19 protein-coding genes, 1 tRNA gene and 2 pseudogenes are annotated in these 19,068 nt (G+C 48.1%); 9 read left to right on the forward strand and 13 right to left on the reverse strand.

Going from position 1 to position 19,068, the window contains the following annotated elements:
• Positions 1 to 58: 58 nt before the first annotated feature.
• Both fliB and E0L21_RS08430 read right to left on the reverse strand, forming a co-directional pair.
• Positions 59 to 1,276: a flagellin lysine-N-methylase gene (fliB, locus tag E0L21_RS08425; protein ID WP_131408473.1), complete on the reverse strand. Its 1,218-nt coding sequence runs from the start codon at positions 1,274 to 1,276 to the stop codon at positions 59 to 61.
• Between the two features lie 108 nt (positions 1,277 to 1,384).
• Complete coding sequence (locus E0L21_RS08430) at positions 1,385 to 2,176, reverse strand: hypothetical protein (RefSeq protein WP_131408475.1); 792 nt, start codon at positions 2,174 to 2,176, stop codon at positions 1,385 to 1,387.
• 413 nt (positions 2,177 to 2,589) lie between these two features.
• Between E0L21_RS08430 and E0L21_RS08435 the strand changes: the two genes are divergently transcribed.
• Positions 2,590 to 3,756 carry a PAAR domain-containing protein gene (locus E0L21_RS08435; RefSeq protein ID WP_131408477.1) on the forward strand — a complete coding sequence of 389 codons (1,167 nt, stop codon included), beginning with the start codon at positions 2,590 to 2,592 and terminating at the stop codon, positions 3,754 to 3,756.
• Positions 3,740 to 4,012: a hypothetical protein gene (locus E0L21_RS08440; protein ID WP_131408479.1), complete on the forward strand. Its 273-nt coding sequence runs from the start codon at positions 3,740 to 3,742 to the stop codon at positions 4,010 to 4,012. The genes E0L21_RS08435 and E0L21_RS08440 overlap by 17 nt, the downstream gene beginning before the upstream one ends.
• A gap of 610 nt (positions 4,013 to 4,622) precedes the next feature.
• Here the strand turns inward: E0L21_RS08440 and E0L21_RS08450 are convergent.
• The 3 genes from E0L21_RS08450 to E0L21_RS08460 form a co-directional block, all read right to left on the reverse strand.
• Positions 4,623 to 5,384: a hypothetical protein gene (locus E0L21_RS08450; protein WP_131408483.1), complete on the reverse strand. Its 762-nt coding sequence runs from the start codon at positions 5,382 to 5,384 to the stop codon at positions 4,623 to 4,625.
• Positions 5,381 to 5,803, reverse strand: a complete 423-nt coding sequence (locus E0L21_RS08455) for a hypothetical protein (protein WP_131408485.1) — start codon at positions 5,801 to 5,803, stop codon at positions 5,381 to 5,383. Before E0L21_RS08455 ends, E0L21_RS08450 begins: the two co-directional genes overlap by 4 nt.
• 192 nt (positions 5,804 to 5,995) lie before the next feature.
• A complete protein-coding gene (locus E0L21_RS08460; RefSeq protein WP_131408487.1) occupies positions 5,996 to 6,460 on the reverse strand; it encodes a helix-turn-helix domain-containing protein in 465 nt (154 codons plus the stop codon).
• Between the two features lie 240 nt (positions 6,461 to 6,700).
• Between E0L21_RS08460 and E0L21_RS08465 the strand changes: the two genes are divergently transcribed.
• Complete coding sequence (locus E0L21_RS08465) at positions 6,701 to 7,198, forward strand: hypothetical protein (protein ID WP_131408489.1); 498 nt, start codon at positions 6,701 to 6,703, stop codon at positions 7,196 to 7,198.
• A gap of 111 nt (positions 7,199 to 7,309) precedes the next feature.
• Positions 7,310 to 8,326: a hypothetical protein gene (locus E0L21_RS08470; protein WP_131408491.1), complete on the forward strand. Its 1,017-nt coding sequence runs from the start codon at positions 7,310 to 7,312 to the stop codon at positions 8,324 to 8,326.
• Between the two features lie 107 nt (positions 8,327 to 8,433).
• Here E0L21_RS08470 and E0L21_RS08475 read toward each other — a convergent pair whose 3' ends face one another.
• Positions 8,434 to 8,991 (reverse strand): recombinase family protein, encoded by a 558-nt coding sequence (locus E0L21_RS08475; RefSeq protein WP_131408493.1) that lies wholly within the window; start codon positions 8,989 to 8,991, stop codon positions 8,434 to 8,436.
• Positions 8,992 to 9,181: 190 nt separating this feature from the next.
• Between E0L21_RS08475 and E0L21_RS08480 the strand changes: the two genes are divergently transcribed.
• The gene (locus tag E0L21_RS08480; protein WP_131408495.1) at positions 9,182 to 9,715 is read left to right on the forward strand and encodes a GNAT family N-acetyltransferase; all 534 of its coding nucleotides are present in this window, start codon (positions 9,182 to 9,184) and stop codon (positions 9,713 to 9,715) included.
• A 692-nt stretch (positions 9,716 to 10,407) separates the two neighbouring features.
• Here the strand turns inward: E0L21_RS08480 and E0L21_RS08485 are convergent.
• Complete coding sequence (locus tag E0L21_RS08485; RefSeq protein ID WP_131408497.1) at positions 10,408 to 10,920, reverse strand: GrpB family protein; 513 nt, start codon at positions 10,918 to 10,920, stop codon at positions 10,408 to 10,410.
• Between the two features lie 207 nt (positions 10,921 to 11,127).
• Between E0L21_RS08485 and E0L21_RS08490 the strand changes: the two genes are divergently transcribed.
• A complete protein-coding gene (locus tag E0L21_RS08490) occupies positions 11,128 to 11,460 on the forward strand; it encodes an NIPSNAP family protein (protein WP_131408499.1) in 333 nt (110 codons plus the stop codon).
• Between the two features lie 110 nt (positions 11,461 to 11,570).
• On the opposite strand, the gene E0L21_RS08495 is transcribed toward E0L21_RS08490, so the two are convergent.
• Together E0L21_RS08495 and E0L21_RS08500 are read right to left on the reverse strand one after the other, a co-directional pair.
• Positions 11,571 to 13,523, reverse strand: a complete 1,953-nt coding sequence (locus E0L21_RS08495) for a site-specific integrase (RefSeq protein ID WP_131408501.1) — start codon at positions 13,521 to 13,523, stop codon at positions 11,571 to 11,573.
• An 89-nt stretch (positions 13,524 to 13,612) separates the two neighbouring features.
• Positions 13,613 to 13,686: transfer RNA gene (locus tag E0L21_RS08500), tRNA-Gly, on the reverse strand.
• Between the two features lie 201 nt (positions 13,687 to 13,887).
• Between E0L21_RS08500 and E0L21_RS08505 the strand changes: the two genes are divergently transcribed.
• Positions 13,888 to 14,304 carry a hypothetical protein gene (locus tag E0L21_RS08505; protein ID WP_131408503.1) on the forward strand — a complete coding sequence of 139 codons (417 nt, stop codon included), beginning with the start codon at positions 13,888 to 13,890 and terminating at the stop codon, positions 14,302 to 14,304.
• A gap of 55 nt (positions 14,305 to 14,359) precedes the next feature.
• Here E0L21_RS08505 and actS read toward each other — a convergent pair whose 3' ends face one another.
• On the reverse strand, positions 14,360 to 15,094 hold the full coding sequence (actS, locus tag E0L21_RS08510) for an amidase activator ActS (RefSeq protein ID WP_131408505.1): 735 nt from the start codon (positions 15,092 to 15,094) through the stop codon (positions 14,360 to 14,362).
• A gap of 65 nt (positions 15,095 to 15,159) precedes the next feature.
• Positions 15,160 to 15,431, reverse strand: a pseudogene (locus E0L21_RS25210) (LysR family transcriptional regulator); the annotation flags it as partial.
• A gap of 20 nt (positions 15,432 to 15,451) precedes the next feature.
• On the opposite strand from E0L21_RS25210, the pseudogene E0L21_RS25470 reads away from it, so the two are divergent.
• Together E0L21_RS25470 and idi are read left to right on the forward strand one after the other, a co-directional pair.
• A pseudogene (locus tag E0L21_RS25470) lies at positions 15,452 to 15,636 on the forward strand (hypothetical protein); the annotation flags it as partial.
• A 115-nt stretch (positions 15,637 to 15,751) separates the two neighbouring features.
• Positions 15,752 to 16,303, forward strand: a complete 552-nt coding sequence (gene idi, locus E0L21_RS08520; RefSeq protein ID WP_131408507.1) for an isopentenyl-diphosphate Delta-isomerase — start codon at positions 15,752 to 15,754, stop codon at positions 16,301 to 16,303.
• Between the two features lie 48 nt (positions 16,304 to 16,351).
• Here the strand turns inward: idi and lysS are convergent, their stop codons facing one another.
• Positions 16,352 to 17,869, reverse strand: a complete 1,518-nt coding sequence (gene lysS, locus E0L21_RS08525; protein WP_131408509.1) for a lysine--tRNA ligase — start codon at positions 17,867 to 17,869, stop codon at positions 16,352 to 16,354.
• 9 nt (positions 17,870 to 17,878) lie between these two features.
• Positions 17,879 to 18,977, reverse strand: a protein-coding gene (gene prfB / locus E0L21_RS08530; RefSeq protein WP_131408511.1) for a peptide chain release factor 2 whose coding sequence is annotated in 2 segments (ribosomal slippage) — positions 17,879 to 18,901 and positions 18,903 to 18,977 — 1,098 coding nt in all. Because the reading frame shifts where the segments join, the coding sequence is not laid out codon by codon here.
• Positions 18,978 to 19,068 lie beyond the last annotated feature (91 nt).

Here is a 19,068-nt window from a genome sequence, read left to right on the forward strand (position 1 = left end):
TGCGGCCAGGTTGCCAACGGTTTTGTCTGTGTGGGGCTTATAGCAAGCCCCATCGTTGTTAACCGATCAGCAGCAGGCAGGAGAGATCGTCACCGCCGTTAATCGTATCGATCGCAGTATCTATGCCTTTATTGACGGTACTGTTATGCATGGTTTTTTCAGAAAAACTGGCGATCGTTTTCATCACCAGTGGCTGGTCTATCTCAACATGCAGCGACTGTACGCTGAGGAACGTTTTGAGATAAAAATAATCCAGAACAATGCGATAAAACTGGCGCAAGATTGTCGCCGTATTCGTGCCGGGAAAATCGCTTTCATAGAGCTTGTACAGCAAGTAATTCCTCAGCACATGCGGTTCACCCAGGCAGGAATGTTTGCACAGCTGTTCCCATTGCTGATCAAGCGCTGCAAATTTTTCACTCAACTCTGCGGTTCCCATCTCTGGTGTAATGGCCAGGTATTCAGCGATTTGCAGGTGCCCTTGTGAAATCAGCGGATCGCGCGAAGAAAGTTTCGCCACATGCGTGCCCATCACGGCTAACGCATTTACTTTCATCGTGACGGCGCGAGCGGTATTTTGCGCACGAAGCAGCGTTCGGCCGTTCTGTAATTCATCGACCAGCCCTGAATAAAAGCTTTCCACTTCGGCCAGGTTATTTTGCAGATCAAAGTTGAGCATTTGCAGATAGAGAATAAACTGCGCCAGCGCCATCATATTCTCTTCAATACTGTTGCCCGGTGCCTGAACCAGATTCCAGGCGAAGAGATGTACCAGATGGCTCAGTTGGTCCCGTGGTTTTCGCTGTTCCTGTAGCTTCACTTTTGACCGGAAAATCAGTGCCGTTTTCTCTTGCAGCAGCATGCTTTGCGGGTCGAAAAGTACCTGGCGGACCACTTCCGGGCAGGAGAGCGTCATGCAGAGACGCATTTCATCGGCGTATTTCCGTACGCCGCGCGGGTAGGATGAACAGGTGTGAGATAACGCTTTTTCACCTAAATCACGATGAACCATGCAAAGCCGATTTTTATCAATAAACGGGCACTGATTATCTTCATTCAATTTTATGACCGAGTATTCATGTTTTCCGTTATGAACCGGAATCAGATTTTCTTTCGCAATAGTCGCAATGATAGGGTTAGATGAGGATAAATAGCGTTGGTGCGTTTTTTTATCGATGGATACTTTCCAGCTATGGCAGCAAGAAATTAAACAATCTGGGCCAACACATTTAAATTTATCAAAGAAAACAGGAGTCACTGTTTTATGGTGTCGCATAATACATTCTTTATAAATGAAAAACAGAAAGTTACACGACAAAATCGAATATCTATAGTTGCATAAGCGCGCACTACATTCAGCATTTCACGACATGGATCCGCGTGCTTAAAATGCTGGGGTTAACTCCATCTGCGAAATGACATTTCCACTGTCGTTAAGATTCTGCTCAATAGAGGCAATATCGTTGCGCTCATTGCCAGACGCTTTCCCCTCTTCCCGCATTTTGCTTTTAATCAGTGACAGCAGCGATTTTAGCTCCCGGAGCGCCTCTTTCAGGGAGCGCGCGTCTTCTTGCCTCTGGCTGGCGTTTTGTAGCGTATTGATAACGTTATCGATATGGGATTGTACGCCCGCGACCTCGGCCGACTTTTCTTTTTCGCTCGGATTTTCTTCGTCGCTGACTTCAGCGTCAGATGCAGCCTGCGCTTTTATGGCTGGTTCATCGCTTTCCCCGGTGGATACCTGCGCTGCGCTGGAAGCGTTAGCATCGGCACTGTTTCCTGCACCCGTGTTATCACTCTGCCCAAGTTGGGAAGCGAGTTGTCCAAGCTGAGATGACAGCTGTTTGAGCTGTTTCATAATGTAGCCCCCGGAGCCGCCAAACAACATGGCCAGCGCTTTCAGGCGGGCGATTTCCCGTTTCAATGCCTCCAGTTTAGCGCGCGCATTCGCTTTGCTGTTCTGGGCATTTTCCTGCGTAAAGCGATTGAGCGTATTGAGGTTTTCTTGCAAATTTTCGTAATACTCTTTCGCCTCCGGACTGAGCGTCACAATGCTGGCAGGCGTGGGGTTAACGGTTTCATTGGTGCGGATAGACTCGTGAGCACGCACCGTTCCTCCTTTGGCGGAAGAGGACGCGTAAAGATCGAGAGAGCCGGTGAAAGTGGGGCGAAGCATGCGCAATACTCCTGAAGTCCATTGATCATAGTAACGGCAGCAGCGAATAAAACTTTACGCGTAAAAACATGAGGACTGGCGTTCATGATCGAACAGAGAACCTAACGGCAACAATTGAAACGCCTCTCCTGATGGTCTTTAAAAATCAGAATTTAACTTAAGCATATTCTCTATAAAAATCAGGATACGTATTTGTAGAATAATCACCCGACAGAAGAGTGAACAAACCATACTCAGAGGAGAGAAATATAATGGAAAAATAACTGGCGATATGCGCCTCTATTTTAGGTTCATCAGCCGGTTAGTTGGGTATCACAATTAGTGTTTCTCTGGATGGTTAGGATGGAAATAACAGGTAAATCGAAATGCTTTCGTAAGTATCCCTGTAAATAAAATTCATTAAGGATGATTCTATGCCAGTTGGTTATTTTCTACGTATTGGCGATAAGACAACATGCGGCGGTAGTATTCTTTCAGGCTCTCCGCATCATAGCCTTGGAGGGATTGCGACTGCGAGAAATGGTGATTCTGTATCATGTGGTAAAGATGGAAAGATCTACCACATCGCGGGGGGTATACCCGATTACTGGATTTATGGTGTTGCAGCAGCAGGGACTTTGCATAGCCGAAGCACATGTCCCTGTAGAGCAAGATTTATTTCATCATTTCCATATGCTTCTTATCGGCTTGAAGAAGCAAAATCAGCTAAAACCACTCCTGTTACTGCCCCGCTAGTTGCAGCCGCTCCTCCTCCTCAACCTGCAAAAATTGCAGAGCCTGAACAACATGCGCAGGCAGTGAAGAAGAAAAATAACGTTGCTGACACCTGTAAGCCAGAAGATAACCCGCTATTAAACGGCGTTTATATCTGGACTGAAATCACCGATGCAGGACATGCTTATGTTTCTGTGCATCAAGATAATTCGATTTATCTCTACACCTATGGTCGCTATGGCAGGACAGGCCCAGGGAATCTAACTGGCGATGGGATTTTAGACTTTCTGCAAGGTGAAGATGCGAGGGTTTATTATAGGGTCGAACTGTATCGGATGGGCGCAAGAGCATTCCGTATAGGTGACGCTGACCCGACGAAAACGAGGCAATTTTTTGAATATCTTTGGAACAAGGGTGAACCAGCGATTCAAACATCTGAGATGAAAGAAACAACCAAGCGAAGAGGCCACACCATTGATGAGTACGACGTAACGGGGAATAACTGTACCACTCACTCTGTCGAGGGGATCAAGTTTGCTGGATCGACGGTATTCGAACACAGCTACACATCCACCACGACGCAGATTCCTATCGAGTTAGAAGAAGATTTCACAATTCCTCTCTCATTACAGCGTTATCTCGAGACAAAAAGTTCTGATTTCTCATCAATGACAGTTGTTGAAATGACGGACGAGTTTAAAAAAGTGTATCCCAATAAGGACAATTTACCGCTCTACCAAGAGTCGCCAAAGAGCAAAGTTCGGCACATTGCAGCGGAAGTCGCCGCTACTGGCGATTCATTATCGCAGTATTCCAGCGGTACTTTTGGCGGTGTATTAGGGGGATCTTATGACGTTGACGAGTAGAACCAAAACTATCCTCCGATGGGGAGGAATTTGTTTTGTCACCTTAAGCTATTTCTTCGGGCTGTTTGTAGCCTTACAAGCATTCGCGATTTTCTCTGAAAATCAAACCCTTGTTTCAAACCCTGTTCCATTAAAAGAGTATTACCAAGCGGTTGATTCAGTTATGCAAGCTACAAACGGCGTTTTTAGTGTCGCCTTCTTTGGCTTTGCGATCTGTGTCCCGCTGATCTTAATTATCTTTAAAAAGGTACGATGATTTGGAAGGCTGCATCACGATGACGAATAAAGCAAAGATAGCCCTCAGATGGGGAGGAGTTGCCTTAGTTTTCGCCATCTACTCTGTCGCCCTAATGATCCCACTGCTTGACTATAGCTTAACCATAAAATACCAAGGCGCTCCTTCGACAGGAATAATGGAAGCTCGTGTATGCGAGGCGATCACATACGACTTAACCCGTTCTATTGATAACCTCTTTCTCATAGCATTCTTCGGTAGTGCTATTTGCCTTGTTTTAGTCTTACTCATCTTCAAGAAAGTAAGATGACCGCCAAAGGCTGGATAGATCCAGCCTTTCCCTTTCTTCCGGAATTTAGACAATACAAGCCGAATGCCAGAGTTGCTGGTTCGTTGTTCAATGGTCGAAGGAGCAAAAACAACTCATGCTTAGTAATTTATTGATAGCAAAACACATGCAAACCAACTTTTGGCGGTGTTTTGTAAGAAAGGGGAGAATTCTGGAGCGGGCGAAGGGAAATCACCCCCGCTCCAAAAGTCTCGTAATCCCATGGATTTATTAACAAAAACCTGATGCATTGTAGGAAGGTTTTGTAGGAAGAACTACAACGTTTTGCAAAGTCTTTATACCTTAAAGCGGGCAGTTATCAAGGCTGCGGCAAAAGTAGTAGTTTTTTGAAGATGCAACAGAAGCACGGTTTAATTCGCGCACTTGCTGAATGCTAATGTGCCTATCGGTAATGTTCGCAAAAAATGCATGATGGGGAGATATGGGGATAAAAGGCTGTAAACCTTCAAGATCTCCAGAGTAGTAATCAGCAACTAAAAACTCCCCTCTACTCGCAGTTAATATCCCCCACTTAGTATGCCCCATATGACGAGCAATCTTGCTCAGCATTACTTGAATCTCAATAGCCGATGCAAGGTGGTGTAACAGGCCGCCATTTTCTAAAATGAAGCTATACCCATTTTTTTCTAGAATCTCTTGTTCATCAATAGATAAATGGTGACCGATCCCGTTGTTGAAATGCACATCATGTCTCTCCTTGTCCCTTGCTAGTCCTCGTAAACGCCACAAGTGATAGTAACGGCTAATATCGTCATGCCTTCTGTCAGTAAAAGGTGTATCGATGTTGTCTATGACATTAAAAAAAGCGGTTTCGATACTGATCATATAGCCTTTTTCAGAGCGTTGATCCCAAGCTCGCTTAGCACAAAAAATTGCGGCATCTGGTTTACGCTGCACCCATCGAGAAACAGATTTATCAAAAACGGCGACAGTCCCCTTTTCATCTGCAAACTTTCTTATGCAATGCGCCGCATGGATATGTTGATCAACAGCTAATTGATGAGGGTTGCTCTTTTGGACCCTTCTAAAAGTTGGCTGTGTCATAAGGATTTCCCTGGCGCCCATAACCGAAAGGTCAACATCAACTCACCGTCAGATGAAATATTAAGGTCTCTCCTCATCTCGACCAACAGCAACGACAGCAACTGATCATGACGTTCAAGAGTTCGGCTCGGATTGCTTGATTTTGTTTCGTCCTGAAACACTTGTAGGGCTTTAAGCACCGATACGGGAGCAACGAGATTCAGGTTATTGCAAGCTACCGCAAACCTCTTTTGCCCCTGAAAATTATTATCGCCTTCAAGGATGTCGCTCAGACTTGAAACAAGTTCTTTATAGTGATCTAAGCGTTCTTTTCGTAACTCGGCTTCTCGTTCACGTTTTTTTGTGAACCAGTAGCCAACAACTGCAACTACTAATGCCGTAGAGGATGCTATTACTGTCGTGACAATTTCAAAAGCCATCTACCTCAACCCCGCATTATATCAGTTCTCTTCTCAGATAAACGCCACTGTAACGCCTACGTAACGCACCTGTATTTTGATGTTTTATTAACTGTCATAGGAAGAAAGAAGCAGATGACACGGAAAGCTATCAGGATTGAATGAATACTGTTCATTCACACAGCCTAAGAATTCTTAACCTTACACCTGACGCTATTTTCCCAGCTTGTCCCACCGCACCGCCGAAACAATACCCCAGTTGCCACTAGGATTGGGCCTGCGCCATTTTGCCGTCTCCATGCTGCGGAGATACTCAAGGGCTTCGGAAAACGTGCCAAAGCGCTTCTGAGCGGTCTTATCACCCACACCGAAGGAGCCATCTCTCGAACTCGCGAGTCCGGGGTGAAAACACGAACCATCGGCCGCGTATGGAACTAACAGATCTAGGTCATTATTTTCAGATGATTCAGGCGCTAACAACCGCCACGGCTCAACACTGAGAGCGTTAGCCAGCACCTCAATCGCATCCAGAGACGCATTAGAACCACCGCGTTCAATGCGGCTCATATAGCTACGTGCGAATCCACACCGATCAGCAAACGCTTCTTGGCTCATTCCGGTGGCAATGCGCAGTTCTTTTACCCGCTCGCCAAACTGTATTCTCAGGGATTTTTTCATGCACTGAATGTGCAATTTTGACCACTGTAAGGCCACGCTCCATATGAGACATTTTGAATCCACCCTCACGTCAGCGAGCTTAGTCACTCGCATTCATCGCCTGTATCATGACAATCCTTTTTGATTCAAAAAAAACACCAATAGTGACATTTAAAACCCAACAAGTATGATGATCATCATCGGTTGGGCGTCACCAGCGGTCGCTATCAGGCGCGATGTGGTTTGGAAAGTGAGGGAATCATGGCGGGAGCAGACTTTTTATTACCGATTGCAGCGGGAGCCGCGCTTAGCTGGGCCAGCTATAGTGTGGTCGCTCATGTTGTATCAAAACGGCAGATCAGCACGCTACGCGCAATTGCATGGGGGGCTCTGGGCACTCTCTCATTGGTGCTGGGCGTATGCGCCTTTTCCGCTGTAGGTGCAGAACAACCGCTAACAAAACAAAATGCCTTATGTTCAGGTAACAGCCCTGAATGCTATGCGAAAACGCACCACAACCCGGTCAAGGAGTGCAAACAGGTAATGGATGAGAAAGCGAATTTTCGCCATGTGTGGCAGGAAAGCGAAGCGCAATCAGTTTTCGACACTTACCTATGGCACGATGAGAAAAAGAGAACGATTCAGGCATTTGGACAACGGGCTAAGGCAATCAACAGGCAGGGAATGCAGACCCCGCTGCAATACTTTTGTATTTTCAACGCCAACACTGGGGACGTTATCGCGGCCTCCTTTGAATAATTTGAAGCAGATTTGACTTTAGGAGGTCAATATGTATATGGAGTTTTCGATATAAAAAAGGTAGTCTTCTAAAACACAAGCATTCACATTTATTATGATAGGAGGCAAGGCATGCAAAATTTAATATTCATTGTAGAAGAAGAACTATTTGATGAGAACTCCACTGAAGATATAATCACCACTTTAATTACTAACGGAGAAGAAATTGAACTTGAAAAAACGGCAAGGAATAGCAAAAACGCCTCAGCAATAAAAAACCGAAAAGAAACAGAAGACAAAGAAAATAATATTTTAAATAATCAATTTGCAAGTTTATCACTTGCTATAGCAGCCCGATTACTCCCATTGCCTATTGCAGTCCTCGTTAACGCAGCTCCAGCCGCATACTCATTATATCAATTATTCACAAAAAAAGATGAAGGTGATATTTCAGCAGTCAACCTTAAACAATCAGCAAACTCATTTGATAAATATTTAAAACGTATCAGCATAACACCAGAAATGGCAGCGCATAAAAATTACCATTTTCAACCTGGGCACCCCCAAGTTAACTTAGCATATATTAGGCATCCACTTTCAGAATATAACGAAACTAAAAAAAACTTATACATCCCGAGTGACAACCTTGATGATATTTTACTACAAGAACGTGAAGCCGAAATGGTTAGAGTATTTGTAACCCTAGGTGCAACCAAGATTGAATTTCATAAAGAAAGCGTAGAAAAAAAATCAAATTCAGTAAAAGCAAAACTGGAGGCTGGGATTCCTTACGGTTCAGGCGAGGCCGAAATATCAACTAATTCAGCCTCTGTAGGAATTGATACAAATAAACGAGTGATTAAATTATCTGAACGTGAATGGAAGCAAGACACTCAAATAGATAGATCACAGTTTAGTTGGTTATCGTTTGAGCCTTCATGGGAGGCAATTGTATTTGCAAGAGAAAACGGTGGATGTCTTAGTGCAGAGTTAGAACTGAAAAAGAAAACTGTTTTTTCTTCAAGCCAAGAGGGGAAAGCAGGAATTGGTGCCAATCTGTTTAATGCTTCGGCAAGTGCAGGGGTGACACTTAATAATGAGGAAGACGAAATTTATACGGTGCATGTAGAATTTAGCAAACCTGTTTAAAATTCACATCAAGTTTTAGAGTTAACTTAAATAATCGCTGACGGCTATCGATTACTTATTGCAATAGCTGTCAGCTAGCAGCCACATAAAATAACCCATTCAATAACTTAAACAATAGTCACTATCGTTGCTCTAGAAACGCCGTATTCACGCGCTAAAGCACTGACACTGGTTCCAATATTCTTTTTCTCGATAATCGCTCTACGGGCTTCTGTGGCGATTTTGGACGGTCTTCCCAGCTTCTTACCCTCGGCTTTTGCCCGCGACAAACCCGCTTGGGTCCGCTCAATCAGCAGATCACGTTCCATCTCCGCAACCGCTGCCAGCATCGACAACAGAAGCTTACCCGCTGCGGAGGTGAGATCAGTCGCGCCAAGCTGGTGAACAATGACCTTGATATTACGGTCAGCCAGCGCCCTTACCGTTTGCAGGACGTCAATCGCATCTCTCCCCAGACGATCAAGCTTCGCTACCACCAACGTTTCACCATCGCGGATTTTATTGAGCATTTCAGAAAACGCTTTACGTTGCATTACCGGAACCTTCCCGCTAACAACATCGGCAAACCAGTAATCAATTTGCCACCCAGACTGCTTAAGTTCCAAACGCTGGTTCTCAGTATCCTGCTGCGATGTCGAAACACGCCCGTAGCCAAAAATCGCCATAGTCATTTCCTCATCCGGCCCCTGCCAGAAAACGGTGTCAACTTAGGATGGCCTGCCAGAAAAGCCAAGGCTAATTTTCTAACAGTGTGAAAGCACGCGATTGGAAGGTGCCGGAAAACGGTCGTTTGTTGGCATGGCTCTACTCAAGTGAGATATAACATCTGCTTCAATCATATAAATAAGGGTGAACATGACACGCACACAATCAGAACGCCTGACTCTACGACCGGTTACAACATCTGACGTTGATGACTTATTCAGGATTTATGGCGATCCTGCCACTAACACTTTTAACCCGGCTGGCCCTTATTCGAATCCAACTCATGCAAAGACAGTCTTGGACCGCTGGGTTAGCCACTGGAAGGAAAATGCTTTCGGGAACTTGGCAATCTCTTTGCATGAAGCGCCAGAAAAGGTGATTGGATTTGGTGGGTTGAGCATTAGCACTTACGCCGGTATTACCATCAACAATCTCGGGTATCGTTTTGCTACCGAAGCATGGGGTAAAGGGCTGGCAACTGAGTTTTCACGCTATGCCGTTCGTTATGGATTCGAAAAACTTCAGCTTGAAGCCATCTCGGGTGTCGTCAGAGGAAATCATCTTGCATCACAAAAAGTCCTGACGAAAGCAGGATTAAAGTATGTCAGAGAGATCAGCGACATAGATAATGCCCCACCCAGTTTGCTGTTTACTCTCACCCTTGATGAGTGGCGCCGTAAATGACAGATGCTTGCACAAAAGATTCAAAATGTTACTATCAGTATACATTTTGGGGTTTTGGTATACAGACGCTTACCCAAAATGGCGTATCAACAAGGCTCCGCAACTAGCGGAGCCGGGGTTTAAAGCGGGCGCACCGTTACCCACTGGTCTGGTTCCGAAAGGCGGCGTATGCCAGGGTGCGTGAGGTTGTGTAAGGTGCTGAGTCTTGGACTTGCACAGCCAATAAGAATAGCGAGTTATCATGTTTTGCAAAGGGCTTACGTTGTGAGCCTTTTTTAAAGCAGAGTAGCTCACATCGCCGATCCAAGCAGGGACCCAGAAAAGAGGTTACAACTCTGGAAGCCTGATTAGCCAAGTGCCTCACTGCAACACATCGCATTGGCCCTTAGGGCTAGTTTTGCTCCCCAGAAAAGAGGTTTAATAAAACATATAAAACAAAACAAGAAGTTAAGAAAAGAAGACAACTCAAGAACCAAGTTCTTGTTGTCTTGAGGTTTTAGCTTAACCCCCACCAGAACCCCTAACCCATATGACAAAAGCTACCGGAAAAATTGTCGCGCCGAAAAGTGGATCTCCTAGGTTTGGAAGCGCCCCTCTCAGGCATTGCGTCCGAAAATTTCCGCAGCGGTGAAGCCGTCCTTATAGTGGCAGTGCAAGCAACAATTCCAGAAACCCGCGATATCACACTTTGACTATAGATCTAAATCCAAAAGAGCCAACCGAAGGTGATTTGCGATGAAGTCTGCTTTAAGAGCGCTATAGCGATGAATATCATTGTCGCTTTCCAGCGCCGCAGCACGTTTTATAGCGGCATACTGATCCGCTACTTCTTTGTAATTTATCAAGTAATCACGAAACGCTAGATGCTTAGCGATTTGCATATCACCGCTGACGAAAGCGTGCACATGATGACTACGCTGCTCCTCCCCCTTGGTGAAATACCTGCGATTTGGAATACCATTCTCACCACGAGCAACATATCCGGCTTGTTTCATCTTTTCGTTACAACGATCTAATTCTTTTAAGTCAGTGACTTCCAGCAGTATGTCTATAACGGGTTTTGCTGCTAACCCGGGCACTGACGTGCTGCCAATATGATGAACCTTAGAAATCACCCTGCCGAGAGTCATCAGCAATAATGAGTTTTCAAACTCGAAAATCTCGGGCCATTGATTATTGTAAGGAACGACTGTTACTAACCGCATATATACCTTACCATTCCTTTTAAAAATCATTAAATTAGGTAATGAAGCAAAACCAACCCATACTACCAGAGATCCTCCCTGCGCACCTGATTCACATATCGCGCTTCTGCTGACGAAATAACATCTGATTGGTATTAGCTTCACATATCAATTCAGTTTAGCGCCTCCATCAAGGAAGCGTCCAAACACAATGAACGGAGATAACGCTTGAGAACCGTCGAAATACTGCAATACACCTTACGCAAAGGAACCGGAACTGATTTTCACGCCATCATGCAGGAAATCAGCGTTCCCCTACACCAGCGCCACGGGATCGATGTGGTATCGTTTGGTAACTCGCTACATGACTCGGATTGCTACTACCTGATTCGCGCCTTTGACAGTGCTGGAAGCATGGCTACGGTTCTTGATGCCTTTTATGCGAGTGATGACTGGCGCAATGGCCCGCGTCAAGACATCATTGGCAGCATAGAGACCTGCACGAAAACAGTGATCAGCCTCTCGACGGAAAGTGTGAACGGGCTGCGGGTGCAATCGTAGGTCAAATGACTTCTCCAGACGCGTTTTAAGCGCTTCCAAATTCTGCACTGTAAATCCACGACCCTTGATAAAAAACGTGCCACAAAGCTTCTTGGCGCGTTTGTCACATCCTATGATTTATGTCTGCGCCGCGCATTGATGACCGCCTTGATACCCGCTTGCGAATCAAACTGCGCAATATCAGGCAGACTGTAGCTAAGCTGTGAAATCACGCCCAATTGCTCTCCCACATCAGCATCCTTGCGATAGGTTGTCATCGCGGTGGTGCTGCCACGAACATGTCCAACAAGCTGCGCAATCGTGCGTTCATTGTTCTCAAACTCGTCTAGAGCATTGATGAAAGTATGCCGCAGTGAATGGAACGTTTTCTTACCGTCACGGGGGAACCCGAGGACTTTGCCAAAGTAGTTTTCGTTAAACCATTTTGAGGCGCCGGCACGATATCCTTTGATTTTGTTGTGCTTCAACTCAGGGAAAAGACGATCATACCCGGCAGCTTTCAGTGCATCTACATACTCCAGCAACCCTAGTTCGATAAGTCGCGGATGAATTGGAACCTGACGGATCGCATTCACCGTCTTTAATGATTTATCGCCGCCAGCCTGTGCCTCTTCATCCATCACCTTATCCGGCGCATCAAGGTTAAAATCAATATAGGCAATACCGTTTTTATCTTCGCGAATATCCGCCAGATAAAGCTGGCAAAGCTCATTGATGCGCCCGCCCACATATAATGCCAGCAGAGGCAACCAGTAGTGAAACGGGCGGAAGCTTGTATAACGTCCGTATTGATTGGGCGTTCCCGCGCCTTTCTTAAACCAGTCAGCCGAGAAAATTTGCACTAGTTCATCATCGGTGAAGAGGTCGCGGCGATCCTGCTCACGCACCATCACACGGCGCTGAGCCAGAACATTCTCAGCAGGGTTATCAAAAAGATAACGTTCACTCTTCGCCCATTTGAGCATAGAACCCAGTGACTCAATATGCCTGCCAATGGCATCTCGGCTCATAACTGCCTGGCCATCAGCGAGCGCTATTTCAATAAGCTTTTGCGTATCTGAAATCTTGTATTTTCGCCGCATCAAATACAGATTACCGGGCATATTCTGCATTTTGGTGACGTAATCTTTCACTACGTCACGATTCAGTTCACCTAGAGTTAAATCGCCCATGACCTCTGTGAAGTGTTCAATTCTGGAACGAATTTTCCCCTCACTGGCCAACTTGATATCACCCGTATTTTTATAGACCAAAAACGCTTCCAGCAATGCTGAAACAGTCATGCTCGCATATGTCGGGTTGCAATACGGGTTGATGGTAGCGGCCACAGGAATCGCTGGTGTTACAACTGCCGGAGCACATGGCAGAGCACTTAATTTTGGCTCTGATTTCGTAAGCGCCTTATCCCAGGCGCTACGTAGTTTTTCAGCCTGCACGTTGTTGATGAACAAAGAACTTGCGTTCAGCGTCACCCCGGGTAAATCCAACAGCCAGAGAGAAAGCGGATTGCCATTGTTAGCTCTGAATGCAGTGGCCTCAACCTTTCGTCCGTTCAGCAATTCAACAAGCGCAAACTGCGGTTGGTAAAGCTGCATATAACCGTTTACCGCAGCCTCGGCACCGTCATGCGCAACGTTGTTTAAAACGAATCCATGCGTGTCAGGATCACGGTCAAGCGTGCTGAAATCATCAATCAGGAAGCCACGCTGATTCGACACAAGGGCATAAAGCGGCACATTGTCTGCCAGAAGATGTTGGACGACAGTCTCAAGCCCAACACCAAACGAATCGCAAAACAACGCCAGGCTGATTTTGCCAGCGCCAGTCAACAATGGGGCATTACCCCCGATTTTCTCTTTATCCACTTGCCTGAACTCTTCCAGAGACGCATACCACTTCTCCAGCAAACGCGCGGCAATAGCTCTGGCATTTGCAAGGTGGGTTGTGCGGGTAGATGCATGAATTTCACGCTGCCCTATCAGGGCACGATAACGAACCGGAACGGTGATCCGCAGAACATAAATACCGCTTGGACGTCGATAGAGATTATCACGCTGCGCCATCGGCTGTATGAACCCTTTGTAGTAGGATCACGAGCGCCGTCACGTATGAATCAGAAAAAGGCTCAGGAATGAATACGTTAGGTGAATTCTGGAGCGGGCGAAGGGAATCGAACCCTCGTATAGAGCTTGGGAAGCTCTCGTTCTACCATTGAACTACGCCCGCATTGAAGTGCGACAGGCATTATAACCTCTTAGCGCGTGAGAGCAAGGCGAGTTTACGGGTAACTGCTGGAGTTTTAAGCAATTAATTCTCCGAAGTGTAGCGCCATCATTTTGTTGCGAAAATTAGGACAACATAACCTCCCGCGTTACGCTTTCAGGCATAGCATAGCTCCCGTTTTCCCCCTCATTTCAGAGAATCGCTATGAATGCTAAGCCGTTGGTTTTGGGATTTATTATTTTGACGGGTTCGTTGAATACTGCACTGGCGGATAGTTGCCAATCCAACATTTTTGGTGGGCAGGATTGCCGCTATGACGATGGCACAACATCCAGCAGCCGGGCCAATATTTTCGGTGGGCAGGATACCAATTACAGCGACGGAAGAATGACAACCAGCCGAGCCAATATTTTTGGCGGGCAAGATACGACGTCCAATGACGGTAAATCATCCAGCAGCAGAGCCAATATCTTTGGTGGCCAGGACACCGATTACAGCGATGGTAGCCATTCCAGCAGCCGGGCTAACATTTTCGACGGCCAGGATACTGACTACAGCAACGGTAAGTCCTCAACCAGCCGTGCGAATATCTTCGGCGGGCAAGACACACATAACAATTAATTCCAGACCGGTACCCAAGCTAACAGGCCGGGCGACCGCCTGTTAGCTTTACTCATCAGCATTTCGGTGGGCTGCCCTGAGGCGGTAAATAACGCAGCGGATCGATAGCCGTCGCCTTATAGCGCAGTTGGAAGTGCAAGCGCACTGAATCCGCGTCGCTGCTGCCCATGGTGGCGATTTTCTGCCCGGCTTTCACGCTCTGCCCATTGTTAACCAGCAGCGTGTCGTTATGCGCGTAAGCGGTAATGTACTCTTCGCTGTGCTTAATCATGATCAAATTACCGTAGCCGCGCAGCTGATTGCCGACATAGACCACCTTCCCGGCCCCGGAAGCATAAACCGGTTGACCACGTGTCCCGGCAATATCAATACCTTTGTTCCCGCCATCAGACGTGGAATAGGTCATGATGATTTTTCCGGTTGTCGGCCAGCGCCAGCAGCGCTGCCCCACCGGCGGCCACGACGCGAGCGGAACCTGCGAAGAAGGCACCACTTTCGCAGTCTTTGTACCCGATTTTGTCGAAGATGAAGTGGTTTTTGACGCCCCATTCACTTTCAGCCGCTGCCCCACTTCAATGGTGTACGGCGGCGAAATACCGTTCATGCTGGCCAGATCTTTTACGCTGGTGCCGGTAATACGGGATATGCGGTACAGCGTATCGCCCCGCTTCACCGTATAAACGGAACCGGAATAAGTCGCGTTATTTCCGGCGCAACTCGCCAGCAGCAAGCTGATTGCCAGGCAAACGACAATACGAAACGGGCTTTTCGTCAGGCATCCTGCGCGCAAAACAGATCCTCGAGTAGAATAAATGGCGACATATCATACCAGCCGCTCGCCGGTTGCTAAACCCTTCAAACTGACTTGCGCGCAATCGGGTAACCCTGCGCGACGATTTCCATTATCTCCGGCAAATAAGGCGTGGAGGGCATCTTCACCAGCGCCGGGTAAAATACCTGCGGTGAGGGAAACACATTCACCACATGGCAATGGCTGAGTTTGTCGGCGTCGACTTCCGATGGGGGCAGTAGCGTTGCTGCAGCGAGACCTGACGCCAGCCACTCCAGAATCCCCCCGGATGAGTGATATGCATAATCACCTTCGGATGACCGCCCGCTTGACGAAACCGATCGGCAGGTGCCACGCGCGGTCTTTATCCTGCATATGATCCCTGGGATAGGATGGGCGACTTCTCCTGTGCGGACGGTTTAATCACGGTGGCGTACGAGATGCGAATGTGTAATATCAAGCCCTTGCCGGAGGTAAACATGCTTCCCGATCTGGTGCTGGTGATGTCCTTTTCCGCTCTCTGGGCCACTCTTTTTATCTGAGCCTCGGATATACTAGCGCTTGCCCGGTGGCGCTATGCGTGACTTACCGCGAGATCGCACTCTCCTAACCTGTCACTCACAGCATCGCCCGGCGTGGTTATGTTCGGGAGTCGTTATGGTTATTCAAGAACACGTTATTTTGCTTAACGACCAGGGAGAGGTTCTCGGCACGCAGGAAAAATACGCCGCGCACACATCGCACACACCACTGCACCTGGCTTTCTCCTCCTGGCTTTTTCGCCCGACAGGCGAATGTCTGGTTACCCGCCGCGCAATGAGTAAAAAAGCCTGGCCCGGCGTCTGGACCAACTCAGTTTGCGGCCATCCGCAAATGGGAGAAACCGTCGAGCAGGCGATTATCCGCCGTTGCCGCTACGAAATCGGTGCTGAAATCGCCACTATCACCGCCATCGCACCGGGTTTCCGTTACCGGGAAACCGATCCTTCAGGCATTGTCGAAAATGAGATATGCCCGGTTTTTGCCGCAGAGATTGTATCGTCGCTTAAAATAAACAGCGATGAAGTAATGGAGTATCAGTGGGTTGAACTGGATGCATTGCTGCGTGCGCTCAACGCTGCGCCCTGGGCTTTCAGCCCGTGGATGGCGGCAGAAGCCGCAAGTGCTGAACATCAGTTGCGGCAATTTGCCGCAGAATTAGCGCAATAAAAAAGCCCCGACGCCACAAACGCCGGGGCTTTTTTTATCGCTGAGCGATTATTTTACCGGACGCATCGCTGGGAACAGGATCACATCACGAATGGTGTGGCTGTTGGTGAACAACATCACCATACGGTCGATACCGATGCCCAGACCGGCAGTTGGCGGTAAGCCGTGTTCCAGCGCGGTCACGTAGTCTTCGTCGAAGAACATGGCTTCGTCGTCGCCTGCTGCTTTCGCATCAACCTGATCCTGGAAGCGCTGCGCCTGATCTTCTGCGTCGTTCAGCTCGCTAAAACCGTTACCGATTTCACGCCCGCCAATGAAGAACTCAAAGCGATCGGTGATTTCCGGGTTCTGATCGTTACGACGCGCCAACGGCGAGACTTCCGCCGGGTATTCGGTAATGAAAGTCGGCTGGATCAAGTGTGCTTCTGCCACTTCTTCGAAGATCTCAGTGACAATACGGCCCAGACCCCAGCTCTTCTCAACCTTGATACCGATACTTTCAGCAATCGCCTTCGCGCTGTCGAAGTTATCCAGATCCGCCATGTTGGTTTCCGGGCGGTATTTCTTGATCGCTTCGCGCATGGTCAGTTTTTCGAACGGCTTACCGAAATCGAACACTTCGTCGCCGTAAGGCACTTCGGTTTTACCGAGGATGTTCTGCGCAAGCGTACGGAACAGGGATTCGGTCAGTTCGATCAGATCTTTGTAATCCGCGTACGCCATATAGAGTTCCATCATGGTGAACTCGGGGTTATGGCGAACGGAAATACCTTCGTTACGGAAGTTGCGGTTAATTTCGAATACGCGCTCGAAGCCGCCAACCACCAGACGTTTGAGGTACAGTTCCGGCGCGATACGCAGGTACATGTCGAGATCCAGCGCGTTATGGTGGGTGATAAACGGACGCGCAGAGGCACCGCCCGGGATCACCTGCATCATCGGCGTTTCCACTTCCATAAAGTCGCGGCCTACCATGAACTGACGGATACCAGCCAGGATCTGTGAACGCACTTTAAAGGTGTTACGGGATTCATCATTCGAGATGAGATCCAGGTAACGCTGACGATAACGCGCTTCCTGATCCTGCAAACCGTGGAATTTATCCGGCAGCGGGCGCAGCGCCTTAGTCAACAAACGCAGCTCAGTGCAATGGATAGAGAGTTCACCAGTTTTGGTCTTGAACAGCTTGCCACGTGCGCCGAGGATGTCGCCCAGATCCCATTTTTTGAACTGCTCGTTATAGACGCCTTCCGCCAGATCGTCACGTGAGACATACAGCTGAATGCGGCCACCAACGTCCTGCAAGGTGACGAAAGAGGCTTTACCCATGATGCGGCGGGTCATCATACGGCCCGCTACAGCAACTTCGATACCCAGCGCTTCCAGCTCTTCGTTCTCTTTGGCATCGAATTGCGCGTGCAGCTTGTCAGAGGTCTGATCGCGGCGGAAATCGTTCGGGAACGCCACGCCCTGCTCACGCAGTTGCGCCAGCTTCTCACGGCGGGTTTTCAGTTCATTATTAAGATCGACTGCCGTGTCAGCGCTTTGTGCTTGTTGTTCAGACATGTTGGTTCCTCATAACCCTGCTTTCAAACTTGCTTCGATAAATTGATCCAGGCTGCCATCCAGCACCGCCTGCGTGTTACGGGTTTCAACCCCGGTGCGCAGATCTTTAATGCGGGAATCATCCAGGACATAAGAGCGGATCTGGCTGCCCCAACCGATGTCCGACTTGGTGTCTTCCATCGCCTGTTTCTCAGCATTTTTCTTCTGCATTTCCAGTTCATAAAGCTTCGCTTTCATCTGCTTCATGGCCTGGTCTTTGTTCTTATGCTGGGAGCGGTCGTTCTGGCATTGCGTTACCAGTCCGGTAGGAATGTGGGTAATACGCACCGCGGATTCCGTACGGTTTACGTGCTGACCGCCCGCGCCGGATGCGCGATAAACGTCGATACGCAGATCCGCCGGGTTGATTTCGATATCAATATCGTCGTCCACTTCCGGGTAGACAAACGCGGAGCTAAACGAGGTGTGACGACGGCCGCCGGAATCGAACGGGCTCTTACGCACCAGGCGATGAACGCCGGTTTCAGTACGCAGCCAGCCGTAGGCGTAATCGCCCATAATCTTAATGGTGACGGACTTGATGCCCGCAACTTCACCTTCGGACTCTTCAATAATCTCGGTTTTAAAGCCGCGCGCTTCCGCCCAACGCAAGTACATGCGCGTCAGCATGCTCGCCCAGTCCTGCGCTTCGGTGCCGCCGGAACCCGCCTGAATATCCAGGTAGCAGTCGGCGCTGTCGTACTCGCCAGAGAACATGCGACGGAACTCCAACTGTGCCAGTTTCTCTTCCAGCACATCCAGTTCGGCGACCGCTTCGTTAAAGGTTTCTTCGTCTTCGGCTTCAACCGCCAGATCCAGCAGGCCGCTGACATCTTCCAGCCCCTGACGCATTTGATCCAGCGTATCAACGATAGCTTCGAGTGAGGAACGCTCTTTGCCCAGCGCCTGTGCGCGCTCAGGTTCGTTCCACACATCCGGCTGTTCCAGCTCGGCGTTTACTTCTTCCAGGCGCTCTTTCTTGGCGTCATAGTCAAAGATACCCCCTAAGAACGTCTGAGCGCTCCGTGAGGTCCTGAATACGATTTTTTACCGGGTTAATTTCAAACATGGTCTGATTTCTTTTAATGGACTAGTCAAAATGCGGTGATAAGGGCGGAAGTTTACCGGATTCCCGCCCTGTTTTATAGCGAATACTGGCG

Origin of the sequence: Kosakonia quasisacchari (assembly GCF_004331415.1) — a bacterium.
Taxonomy (GTDB): Bacteria; Pseudomonadota; Gammaproteobacteria; order Enterobacterales; family Enterobacteriaceae; genus Kosakonia; species Kosakonia quasisacchari.